The 11,985-nt window shown below is 70.7% G+C and carries 9 protein-coding genes; 1 reads left to right on the forward strand and 8 read right to left on the reverse strand.

Annotation, left to right across the window (positions count from 1 at the left end):
• Positions 1-37 precede the first annotated feature (37 nt).
• Positions 38-1,078, reverse strand: coding sequence for a hypothetical protein (locus OG349_RS07445; protein ID WP_327233847.1), 1,041 nt, complete (start codon positions 1,076-1,078; stop codon positions 38-40).
• A gap of 173 nt (positions 1,079-1,251) precedes the next feature.
• Between OG349_RS07445 and OG349_RS07450 the strand changes: the two genes are divergently transcribed.
• A complete protein-coding gene (locus OG349_RS07450) occupies positions 1,252-1,686 on the forward strand; it encodes an NTP pyrophosphohydrolase (protein ID WP_327233848.1) in 435 nt (144 codons plus the stop codon).
• Here OG349_RS07450 and OG349_RS07455 read toward each other — a convergent pair.
• The 7 genes from OG349_RS07455 to OG349_RS07485 all read right to left on the reverse strand — a co-directional run bounded on the left by OG349_RS07455 (position 1,620) and on the right by OG349_RS07485 (position 11,811).
• Positions 1,620-3,218: a glycosyltransferase family 39 protein gene (locus tag OG349_RS07455; protein ID WP_327233849.1), complete on the reverse strand. Its 1,599-nt coding sequence runs from the start codon at positions 3,216-3,218 to the stop codon at positions 1,620-1,622. The genes OG349_RS07450 and OG349_RS07455 overlap by 67 nt on opposite strands.
• Positions 3,219-3,235: 17 nt before the next feature.
• Complete coding sequence (locus OG349_RS07460) at positions 3,236-4,756, reverse strand: amino acid permease (RefSeq protein WP_327233850.1); 1,521 nt, start codon at positions 4,754-4,756, stop codon at positions 3,236-3,238.
• Positions 4,757-4,958: 202 nt separating this feature from the next.
• Entirely contained in the window at positions 4,959-6,872 is a 1,914-nt protein-coding gene (gene dxs / locus OG349_RS07465; protein WP_327233851.1) for a 1-deoxy-D-xylulose-5-phosphate synthase, read from the reverse strand.
• Between the two features lie 197 nt (positions 6,873-7,069).
• Positions 7,070-8,383, reverse strand: coding sequence for a sugar ABC transporter permease (locus OG349_RS07470; protein WP_327233852.1), 1,314 nt, complete (start codon positions 8,381-8,383; stop codon positions 7,070-7,072).
• Positions 8,380-9,168, reverse strand: a complete 789-nt coding sequence (locus tag OG349_RS07475; protein ID WP_327233853.1) for an ATP-binding cassette domain-containing protein — start codon at positions 9,166-9,168, stop codon at positions 8,380-8,382. Before OG349_RS07475 ends, OG349_RS07470 begins: the two co-directional genes overlap by 4 nt.
• Positions 9,169-9,377: 209 nt before the next feature.
• Complete coding sequence (locus OG349_RS07480; RefSeq protein WP_327238486.1) at positions 9,378-10,478, reverse strand: substrate-binding domain-containing protein; 1,101 nt, start codon at positions 10,476-10,478, stop codon at positions 9,378-9,380.
• 133 nt (positions 10,479-10,611) lie between these two features.
• A complete protein-coding gene (locus tag OG349_RS07485) occupies positions 10,612-11,811 on the reverse strand; it encodes an ROK family transcriptional regulator (protein WP_327233854.1) in 1,200 nt (399 codons plus the stop codon).
• Positions 11,812-11,985 lie beyond the last annotated feature (174 nt).

Consider the following 11,985-nt stretch of genomic DNA (forward strand, 5'->3'; position numbering starts at 1 on the left):
CCGCTGGTCCCGTCCGGCGCGTTTCCCGCCCGGTCGCTCAGACCTGGGTCCAGGCCTCCAGCGCCAGGCCCGGCTCGTCCTTCTGCCGGGTCACCCGCAGCGAGCCGTCCTCGCCCAGGACCGCCAGGACCACCCGGCCCAGCCCGTCCAGGGCCAGGGCGGGGACGCCCGTGCACGGCTCGCCCGTCGACGTCCAGTTGAGGCCGGCGTCCTCGGTCTCCGTGGGGTACGCGGCGACCTGCGGGCGGCCGTCCTGGCCCCGCCCCGCCAGGATCGTGCAGTCGAGGCCGTCGACGGGGGTACGGAGCAGGGCCGGCAGTCCCGTGCCCGGGCCGCCGAGGTCCACCGGGTCCGTGCCGGGCCGCCAGGCGAGGACCGTGCCGGTGTCGGTGTCGCGCCAGAAGTGCGTCAGCCGGCCGGGTGCCGTGCACAGACCGGTGACCGCGTCCGCCGACGCCGCCGGCTCGGTGCCCTCCTCGGCCCGCTCGGGCTTCACGTCGAGTTTGGGCCTGCGCCAGTGCGTCATCAGACCGGGCCCCGCCGCCAGTATCTCGATCTGTCCGTCGTCGGTGACGGCCGCACCCGCCTCGCCCGTCAGCTTCTTGCCCGTCACCGGGGCGCCGCCCCAGCCGAGCCAGCGGCCGGTGGGCGACTGGTTGCGGTAGGAGAGGTTGCCGTTGCCGTTGCGTACGAACAGGTGCAGCGCGCCCCGCGCGTCGACGACCGCCGTGGGGCGGCCGATCCGGGCGGCGGCCTTCATGTCCTTCGTGTGCGGGGTGCCCAGGGACTGCCAGTCCCGCAACGCGCGGCCCGTCTGGAACTGCACCGCGTGCACGACGTCCCGGTTCTTGGGCCCTTCGGGGCGCGGGCGTTCCCGTACCCCCAGCAGGTGCACATAGCCCTCGGCGGTCTGGGCGAACGCCAGATGGGGCAACAGCCCCGGGAACGGCAGCAGTTCGGGTCCGGTCCAGCCGGGGCCGCCCGGCAGGGTCTCCGTCCACCGCAGGACACCGTCCGCCGTCGCGGCGTACGCCGTCAGCCTGTCGTCCTTGCCGCGCAGCAGCCAGCCGGTGGTCATGCCCCGCAGCCGCCTTCCTGGACGCCGATGACACAGATCGGAGCGTTCCGCGGTCGCGGAAAACTCAGTTGGCGACTTTACCCGCCGCCGTCCCCCGCCTGCCCCCTGGCCCGCGCTCGCCGACGGGTGGTCCGTGACCCCGTCCCGGCCCGCGCCTGTGCCAGGGTGGCCGGATGAGGATTCTGCTGGTCGTCGACGCGGCCAACGTGGTCGGTTCCGTCCCGGACGGGTGGTGGCGCGACCGGCGGGGGGCCAACGAGCGGCTGCGCGACGCCCTGGTGTCGTACGGCGAGCGGGGGGTGGCGGGGCATCCGGGGCCCGTGGAGACCGTGCTCGTGGTCGAGGGCGCGGCCCGGGAGGTGGAGTCCGTGCCGGGGGTACGGGTCGAGGCGGCGCGGGGCGGCGGGGACGACCGGATCGTGGAGCTGGCGGCGGAGGCCGCGGCGGCGGGCCGTGCCTGTGTGGTCGCCACGGCCGACCGGGAGCTGCGCCGCCGGGTGTTGGCGTACGGGGCGTCGTGTGTGGGGCCTTCGGCGGTGCGTCAGCGGCCCGGTGACGGGGCGTCAGGATTCGATGACGGTACGTCAGAAGCCGGTGACGGTACGTAGATCACCGCGCCGTCGACCGTGTCCGGCAGCGGCTCGTAGTGACGGGCCAGGAAGCGGCGCAGGGTGGGCAGCCGTTCCGGCGCGAAGGGCTTGCCGCGCGAGTCGTCGACGATCAGGGCCGGCGGGTGGGCGCGGAGTTCGGCGGTGAGCGCGGGCCAGGCACCCGCGACCGCGTACGCCTCGCCGACCCGTGGTCCGTCGCGGCCCCCGCTGTAGTTGGTGAGCAGCCCGGCCGTCAGGTAGCGGCTGGCCGGGGCGCGGTCGGCGAACCAGTACGTCTCGGGGTGTATCCCCCACACCAGTACCCGGTCGGTGGGCGCCGTGCGGTCCCGTACGACGTCCGCGAGGCGCTGGGCGTGGGCCAGTTCGGGACGTGGGGCGAGGACGCCCCAGGCGAGGAACAGCGCGCAGGTGCAGGCGGCGGTGGTCAGCGTGGCGGTGAGGCGGTCGCGGGGCGGGAGGTGGAGGCCTTCGGTCGCCAGCAGCACCAGGGGCGGCAGGAGTTGGAGGAAGTAGTGGCCGAAGAAGTGGAAGCCGGTGAGGACGGCGACGGCCGAGGAGGCGAGCCACAGCCACAGGTCGCCGTCGGTTCGCGGGGCCGTCCTGCGCGCGAGGCGCAGCAGGGGCGGGAGCAGTCCGAGGCAGCCGAGGGCGAGGAGGGCGGTGTTGGCCACCGCCCGCAGGAGGACGTGGAGTTCGGAGCCGGTGGGGGTGGCGTACGAGCCTGATCCGGTGACCGTCCAGAAGACGAGCCCTGACGGGGTGGTGAGCAGGGCGGCGGCCAGGAGGGGCAGGGCGAGTCCGGCCGCGAGGCGGGGCAGCCCGGTGCGGGCGCGCGGGGTGCGGCCGAGCAGCCACAGGACGGGCAGGAGAACGGCTCCGCCGGTCTGTTTCATCAGCAGCGCGCCGGCGACCGCGAGCCCGGCCGCGCCCCAACGGGCCTTTCCCGCGCACCACATGGCGGCGGCGGTGAACGGCAGTATGAAGACCTCGAAGGTGGCGGCCTGGGTGTCCTCGGGGTTGAGGCCGACGGAGACGAGCAGGTACAGCACTCCGGCGGTGCGGCCGGCCCGGTCGCCCCGGCGGTCGCGCGCGGTGGCGGCGAGCAGGGCGGCGGTGAGCAGGTGGGCGAGGACGGCGAGGGCGCGCACGCCGGTCAGGGTGGAGTCGCCGAGGACGGCGAAGGTGGCTTCGTACAGCCAGGGCAGCAGGGGTGGTTTCCGGTCGACGACGGTGTCGTACAGCACTCCCCCGCCGGCCAGCATCCGGGCCTGGACGGCGAGATAGCCCTCGTCGGGGCTCCACAGCGGGTGGCGGAAGGAGGGCAGCCGGGTGACGAGCGCCAGGAGGGCGAGGAGGGGGAGCAGACGCCGCCAGTAGCCCGTGACCCGGTCGGCGGGATGGTCGGCGCGGGCGCGCGGGCGGGGGACGTTGGGGGTGGCGTCCGGGTCCTGGCCGGTGCGGGGCGGCGGGGGTACGGGGGCGGCGGGCCCCGGGGCTTCCAGGGCGGCGGGCGTCGGCTCGGCGAGCATGCGGGGGCGTACCGCCGTCAGCGCGACCGGCCGAGGCGGCTGTGCCCTCGTCCGTACACCAGGTAGACCGCGAAGCCGACCAGCATCCAGATCCCGAACCGTACCCACGTCTCGGCGGGCAGGTTGAGCATCAGCCAGAGCGAGGCGAGCACGGACGCGATCGGGACGTACGGCACCAGAGGGGTACGGAACGAGCGGGGCAGGTCGGGCCGTTGGCGGCGCAGCAGGACCACGCCGATCGCGACGACGATGAACGCGAAGAGCGTGCCGATGTTCACCAGGGAGGCCAGTTCGTCGATGGAGGTGAAGCCGGCGACGGCCGCGACGATCGACCCGAGGAGGAGGGTCGACCGGTAGGGCGTGCCGAACCGGGGGTGGACGCGGGAGAACGTCCTCGGGAGCAGTCCGTCGCGGCTCATGGCGAAGAACACCCGGGTCTGGCCGAGCAGCAGGATCATGCAGACGGAGGTGAGTCCGACGGCGGCGCCGAAGCTGATCAGACCGGCCCAGAAGGGGTGTCCGACGGCTTTGAAGGCGTCGGCGAGGGGCGCGTCGACCGACAGCTCGGTGTACTTCTGCATTCCGGTGACGACGAGCGAGACGGCCACGTACAGCACGGTGCAGATGACGAGGGAGCCGAGGATGCCGCGCGGGACGTCCCGCTGCGGGTTGCGGGTCTCCTCGGCGGCGGTCGCGACGATGTCGAAGCCGATGAAGGCGAAGAAGACGACGGCCGCGGCGGTGAAGACGCCGAGGACGCCGAAGTCGGTGGGGGTGTAGCCGAAGATCAGCTGGACGAGGGGGGCCTGGAGGCCGCCGGCGCCGCCGGTGCTCTCGGCCGGCGGGACGAACGGCTGGTAGTTGGCGCCCTTGATCAGGAACGCGCCCACGACGATCACGATCAGGACGACGGTGACCTTGACGGCGACGATCACGTTCGTGATGAGCGAGGAGAGCTTCATCCCGGCGACGAGGATGCCCGTCAGGGCGAGCACCAGCAGACAGGCGAGCAGATCGAAGCCGAACGTCCCGTCGTGGGTGCCGGACAGGGATGCCGGAAGCTGGAATCCGGCGGTGTCGAGCAGGGAGCGCAGATAGCCGGACCAGCCGACGGCCACGACCGCGGAGCCCAGGGCCAGTTCGAGGACGAGGTCCCAGCCGATGATCCAGGCGGGCAGTTCGCCGAGGGAGGCGTAGGAGAAGGTGTACGCGGATCCGGCGACCGGCACGGTCGAGGCGAACTCGGCGTAGCAGAGGGCGGCGAGCGCGCAGACGACTCCGGCGGTGACGAACGCGAGGGCGGTGGCGGGTCCCGCGGTGTCCCTGGCGACCTTGCCGGTGAGGACGAAGATGCCCGTACCGATGATCACACCGACGCCGAAGACCGTGAGGTCCAGGGCGGAGAGGGACTTCTTGAGCGCGAACTCGGGGTCCTCGGTGTCACGGAGGGACTGCTCGACCGATTTGGTACGGAACATGCCGGTGCCGCCGGTCGGCAGATCCTTGTCGGCCTGCTCCAGATCCTGCTGCGTCCTCATCGGCGTACCTCCGTGCGCGCGTCGTCCCCGGACATGATCGACCCCGGACAGCCCGTAACGGCGTATTTCACACGGACGGGCCGGTCGGACCGCCTCGATGAGGCGGTCCGACCGGCCCGGGGGGGGCGTCGGATCCGGCGCGCGTCCGGCCTGTCGGGCCGGGTCCGGCCGCTCGGGCCGCCGGTCGCGGCTCGGTCGCGGCTCAGTCGCGGGCGACCTCGGTGGGCGAGTCCACCAGCCGGCCGTCCAGCTTCGCGACCAGGCCGGTGACCTGGCGGGCGATGTCCGGGGCGGTCAGCCCGATCTCGGCGAGGACCTCCTTGCGGGACGCGTGGTCCAGGAAGCGCGGCGGGATGCCGAAGTCCCGCAGCGGTACGTCGACCCCGGCGTCGCGCAGTGCCTGGGCGATCGCCGAACCGACGCCGCCGACACGGCTGTTGTCCTCGACCGTGACCACCACGCGGTGCTGCTCGGCGAGCGGGACGAGCGCCTCGTCGACGGGCTTGACCCAGCGCGGGTCGACCACCGTCGTCGTGATGCCCTGCTTGTCGAGGAGATCGGCGATCTCCAGGCACATCGGGGCGAGCGCGCCGACGGAGACCAGCAGCACGTCGGCCGTGCCCTCGTCGGTCTTCCGCAGGACGTCGATCCCGCCGACCCGGGCGACGGCGGCCACCGCCGGGCCGACCGCGCCCTTGGAGAAGCGGACCACGGTCGGCGCGTCGTCCACGGCGACGGCCTCACGCAGCTGGGAGCGGACCTGGTCGGCGTCGCGGGGCGCGGCGATGCGCAGGCCGGGGACGCACTGGAGGATGGACATGTCCCACATGCCGTTGTGCGAGGCGCCGTCGGTGCCGGTGATGCCCGCGCGGTCCAGGACGAAGGTCACCCCGCAGCGGTGCAGCGCCACATCCATCAGCACCTGGTCGAAGGCGCGGTTGAGGAACGTCGCGTACACGGCGAAGACGGGGTGCAGCCCGCCGGTGGCCAGGCCCGCCGCGGAGGTCGCCCCGTGCTGCTCGGCGATGCCGACGTCGTACACCCGGTCGGGGAACGTCTTGGCGAACGCGGCGAGGCCGACCGGCTGGAGCATCGCGGCGGTGATGGCGACGATGTCCGGGCGTTCCGTGCCGAGTTTGACCATCTCCTCGCCGAACACCGAGGTCCAGTCCATCCCGGCGGCGGCGATGGGCAGGCCGGTGTCGGGGTGGATGGGGCCGATGCCGTGGAACCGGTCGGCCTCGTCCTGCTCGGCCGGCTTGTAGCCGCGGCCCTTCTCGGTCAGGCAGTGCACGATGACGGGGCCGCCGAAACGCTTCGCCCGCAGGAGCGCGGACTCCAGCGCCTCGATGTCGTGTCCGTCGATCGGGCCGACGTACTTGAGGCCGAGGTCCTCGAACATGCCCTGGGGGGCGATGAAGTCCTTGAGGCCCTTCTTCGCGCCGTGCAGGGTCTCGTAGAGCGGTCGGCCGACGACCGGGGTGCGCTCCAGGAGGTCCTTGCCGCGGGCCAGGAACCGCTCGTAGCCGTCGGTGGTCCGCAGGGTCGCGAGGTGGTTCGCGAGGCCGCCGATGGTCGGCGCGTACGAGCGCTCGTTGTCGTTGACCACGATGACGAGCGGGCGGTCCTTGGCCGCGGCGATGTTGTTCAGCGCCTCCCAGGCCATTCCGCCGGTGAGCGCGCCGTCACCGATGACGGCGACGACGTGGTCGTCCTTCCTCAGCACCTGGTTGGCCTTGGCGAGTCCGTCCGCCCAGCCCAGCACGGTGGAGGCGTGCGAGTTCTCGATGACGTCGTGGTCGGACTCCGCGCGGGAGGGGTAGCCGGAGAGCCCGCCCTTGCTCTTGAGCCGGGAGAAGTCCTGGCGCCCTGTGAGCAGCTTGTGCACGTAGGACTGGTGGCCCGTGTCGAAGAGGACACGGTCCTTCGGGGACTCGAACACGCGGTGCAGGGCGATGGTCAGCTCGACCACACCGAGGTTGGGTCCGAGGTGGCCACCGGTCTTGGAGACCGCGTCCACGAGAAAGGACCGGATCTCTCCGGCCAACTGCTCCAGCTGCTCCGGGCCGAGCCGGTCCAGATCGCGCGGTCCCCTGATGTGGGTCAGCAACGCCACCCGTGCCTCCTTGGGTTTGAGCTGGTCGAGCTTGCCGATCCGCCGAGTCTAATGTTCCGCTCGCGCACTCCGTGGGCGGGCTGTGCGTTGTATGTCACCCGATCGGCTGTATGTACGTCATATCTGCGGCACCCGGAACACGGCTGTGCCCGGCACCCAGGGTTCGGGTGCCGGGCACAGGCCCGCGGGAACCGCGGTCAGGCGCGACCCGCCGTCTTCTGCGTCTTCCGGGTGACCGAGTCGATGACGACCGTGAGCAGAAGCACGCCACCCGTGATCATGTACACCACGGGCGTGGCGATGCCTTCGAGGGCCAGGCCGTACTGGATCGACGTGATGACCATGACACCGAGAAGCGCGTTCCAGGTGCGTCCCCGGCCGCCGAAGAGGCTGGTGCCACCGATGACGGCCGCCGCGATGGCGTTCATCAGCAGGTCACCGGTACCGGCGCCCTGGTTGGCGGCGGCGACCTTGGAGGCCAGGAACAGACCGCCGATGGCGGCGAAGCCACCGGCGATCGAGTAGACCGAGATCCGGACCATGGTGACGTTGATACCGGCGCGGCGGGAGGCCTCGACGCTGCCACCGAGCGCGAAGATCTTCCGGCCGTAGACGGTACGGCGGAGCACGAAGTCCGTCACGACGAGGACGATGAGGAAGATGAGCAGGGCGAGGGGAAGGCCCTTGGACTGGTTGAACATGAACGCGGCGCCGAAGGCCACGATCGCCAGCACGACGGTACGGGCCACGGTCTCGTTGAGCGGACGCGACGGCACGCCGGCCGCCTCACGGCGCCGGTTCTCGAAGAACGACGTCGCGAAGAAGACGACCACCGCGACGATCGCGACACCGTAGGCGACCGCGATGTCCGAGAAGTAGTACGAGGTCAGCTTGCCGACCACGCCGTCGCGGTCGATGTTGATGGTGCCGTTGTCGCCGAGCAGCTGGAGCATGAAGCCCAGCCAGAAGAGCAGACCGGCCAGGGTGACGGCGAACGCCGGGGCCCCGATGCGGGCGAAGAAGAAGCCGTGGATCGCGCCGATCACCGCGCCGCTGACGATCGCGGTCAGGACGGCCAGCCACTCGTTGACGCCGTGGGTGACGCTCATCACCGCGACGATCGCGCCCGCCACACCACTCACCGAGCCGACCGACAGGTCGATCTCGCCGAGCAGCAGGACGAAGACGATACCGACCGCGATCATGCCCGTGCCGACCATGGCCACGGATATGTCGGTGAGGTTGCCGGCGGAGAGGAACGCCGAGTTCAGGCTCTGGAAGACCACACAGATGATGACCAGTCCGACGATGACCGGCAGGGAGCCCAGGTCACCGGCGCGGATCTTGCGCTTGAACTCCGAGATGTACCCGCCGAAGCCCTGTTCCCGTACGAGCAGCCGCGGGTCCACCGCCGCGACCGCGCCGGCCGCCGCTCCCGGTGTCCCGACCGCGGTCTGCCCGGCGGGACTCGTGCCGCCCGAGGCCGTGGTGGAGGCCTTGTCGATAGTCACTTCTGAACCTCCACATTGCGCGACGCCCGCCGGGTCACGGCGTTGTCCGTGGCACCGGTGATGGCGGCGATGATCTCTTCCTGCGACGTGGTCTTGACGTCGAAGACACCGTTGTTGGTGCCCAGCCGGAGCACGGCCACCTTGTCGGCGACGGCCTTGACGTCCGCCATGTTGTGGCTGATGAGGAGCACGGCGAGGCCGCGGTCCCGCAGCCGCTCGACCAGGTCGAGCACCTGGGCCGTCTGCTCGACGCCCAGGGCGGCGGTCGGCTCGTCGAGGATCACGAGCTTGGGCTCGCCGAGCATGGAGCGGGCGATCGCCACGGTCTGGCGCTGCCCGCCGGAGAGGGAGGCGATGGGGATACGGACGCTGGGTATCCGGATCGACAGGGTGTCGAGCAGCTCGCGCGAGCGGCGCTCCATCTCGACCTCGTCGAGCACGCCCCAGCGACGGAGCTCACGGCCGAGGAAGAGGTTCCCGACGACGTCGATGTTGTCGGCCAGCGAGAGATCCTGGTAGACGGTCGCGACGCCGAGACGCTGCGCGTCGTGGGGGCGCCCGATCGAGACGGGATTGCCTTCCCACTCGATGACACCGTCATCGATGGGGTGGACACCGGCGATGGTCTTCACCAGCGTCGATTTACCGGCTCCGTTGTCGCCCACCAGGGCGAGCACTTCACCGGCGTGGACCTCAAGCTCAACATCGGTGAGCGCCTGGACGGCACCGAATCGCTTGGAGACCCCTCGCAACGCCAACACGGGCGTAGCGGTCACGTGAACCATCTCCTTCGCCGCCTGACCGGCGGGGATGCCGCGCCTGGGGGGAGGCGCGGTGGTCGAGCAGAAGAGAACAGACAAAAAGCGCCGCGAAGCCGGCGGCCCGGGTGAAGCGTTCCGTCCGGCACCTCGCCCCGCCTGCGGGGCTGAATGAAGAGCGAGGTGCCGGACAGGCTTTCACCGGAAGCAGGTCACCGGGCGGACCCGGTGAGGACCTACTTCACGCCGGCGGCGTCACAGGCGGCCTTGAACTGCGCGGTGCAGATCTCCTGGACCGAGTAGAGGCCGTCCTTGACGACGGTGTCGTTGATGTTGGCCTTGGTCAGCGAGACGACCGGGACCAGCACCGACGGCACGCCCTTGGTGGTGGGGCTGTCGACCGTGGTCTTGGTGATCGAGTCGAGCTTCTCGCCCTTGGCCAGCGCGACCGCCATCTGCGCGGCGATGTCCGCTTCCTGGCCGTACGGCTTGTAGACGCTCATGAACTGCGTGCCCGAGACGATGCGCTGCACGCCCGCGAGCTCGGCGTCCTGGCCGGTGACCGGGGGGAGCTTCTTGAAGTTGGCACTCTGGAGGGCGGTGATGATACCGCCGGCCATGCCGTCGTTGGCCGAGTAGACGCCGACGATCTTGTCCTTGCCGAGGGCCGAGATCGCCGCCTCCATGTTGGCGTTGGCGTTCTCCGGCTTCCACTCCTTGGTGTCGTACTCCTTGCCGATCTTCACCTTGCCGTCGAGCACCGAGTGGGCGCCCTTCTTGAACAGGGCGGCGTTCGGGTCGGTGATGGCACCGTTCATCATGACGATGTCGCCCTTGGACGCGTTGGCGCCCAGCTCGTCCAGGAGCGCCTTGCCCTGGACCTTGCCGACCTCTTCGTTGTCGAAGGAGGTGTAGGCGTCGATCGGGCCCTCGGCCAGACGGTCGTAGGCGACGACGGGGATGCCGGCGTCCTTGGCCTTCTGCACCGAGCCGGCTATGGCCTTGGAGTCCACCGAGTCCACGATCAGCACGTTCACCTTGTTGGTGATCATCGTGTCGACCTGCTGGTTCTGCAGCGAGGCATCCTGCTTGGCGTTGGCGTAGACGATCTTGCCCTTGCCGTTGGTCAGCTCCGAGATCTTCTTCTCGATCAGCGGGCGGTCGAGCTTCTCGTACCGCGCGGTCTGGTTCTCCGGAAGGAGCAGCCCGACCTTGATCGCGTCTGTCTTGACAGTCTTGGGGGCGTCCGCCTTGTCGCCGGACTCCTTGGCACTACCACAGGCGGCGAGAGATACAGCCATCGCGGTGGCTGCGGCAGCCACGGCGGCACGACGCATGTTCGCGTTCACTTCAGAAACCTCCCTGACGAGGCCGCGTCGTTGCGGCCGAGGTGGCTGGAAGTCAACTCGCCCCTGGGGCCGACGTCAAGGAGTAAATCCTTAACGAGATGACAACGGTGCCATTTGTTATCTAAGTGAAGGCAGGCGCAGCGACGGGCTGAGCGTTCTCAATAAGGGACGAATCGCCCATTTCGCTCAGGACCAGGGCCAGTGCCCCCAGCACTTCCGCCCGGCTGCCGAGCGCCCCGGGGAGCACCGAGAGCTGTCGCGCCGCGCTCGGGATCGCGTACCGGGAGACCGACTCCCTTATCGGCCCGAGCACCAGTTCCCCAGCCTCCGCCAGATCACCGCCGAGCACCACCCGGCTCGGGTTCAGGAGGTTGCACAGATTGGCCACCCCGCTGCCGATGTGACGGCCCACGTCGCCCACCACCCGGCGGCAGCCCGGATCGCCGTCCCTGGCGAGCTGGACCACCCGCTCCATGGTGAGGTCGGGGCCATGGCTCGACTGGAGGAGGGGCAGGACGTAGCGGGCCGCCGTGAAGGTCTCCAGACAGCCCCGGTTGCCGCAGCGGCAGACGGGCCCCGACTCGTCCAGCGTGATGTGCCCGATCTCCCCCGCCGTACCGCCGGGCCCCCGGTAGATCTGGCCGTCTATGACCAGTCCCGCGCCGACCCCGCTGGCGACCTTGATGTACGCCAGGTCCCTGACCCCGCGTCCGCTCCCCCACACCAGCTCGCCCAGCGCGCCGAGATTGGCGTCGTTGTCGACGTACACCGGCACCCCCAGGCGCGCGGCCAGTTCCTCGCTGGGGTTGATCCCGGTCCAGCCCGGCAGGATCGAGGTGGAGCCGAGCGTGCCCGACTCGACGTCGATGGGTCCTGGCACGCCGAGGCCCACGCCGATCACCTTCTGGCGGTTGACGCCGGTGGTCACGATCAGCCGCTCGACCAGTTCCTCGGCCCGGCCGAAACCCTGCGCCGAGGAGGCGTCCACATCCAGCGGCTCGGACTCCTCCGCGAGCACCTGGTGCGCCAGATTCCCCACGGCGACCCGGAGATGGGTGTGTCCGAAGTCCACTCCGATGACAATGCCGGCGTCCCCGCTGAGCGAGACGCTGCGGGCCCGGCGGCCGCCCGCGGAGGTGGGCGTCACCTCGACGGTGCCGCCGTCCTTCAGCTCCCGGACGATGTTGGAGACGGTCGCCGCCGACAGGCCTGTGCTCCTGGCGATCTCCGCCTGGGTGAGCGCGCCCGCCATGCGTACCGCACGTACGACCCTTTCGAGGTTGGCCCGGTGCAGCGACGACTGCGACCCTGGAGTCTCCACGACTCATCCACTCCCGCCCTTGGCGGACGGCACGACGACCGTCCCCCGGCCGGGGCCGCGCCAATGAGACCCCGACGTATCTCCAACTTGTGAAGCCTAAGCTCAGCCTTTCGGGCGGTCCCCCGTCAAGACCTTGAACGGAGCGGGACCATGGCCGAGTTCACGGAGTGACCG

It is taken from the genome of Streptomyces sp. NBC_01317 (genome assembly GCF_035961655.1).
Classification (GTDB): domain Bacteria; phylum Actinomycetota; class Actinomycetes; order Streptomycetales; family Streptomycetaceae; genus Streptomyces.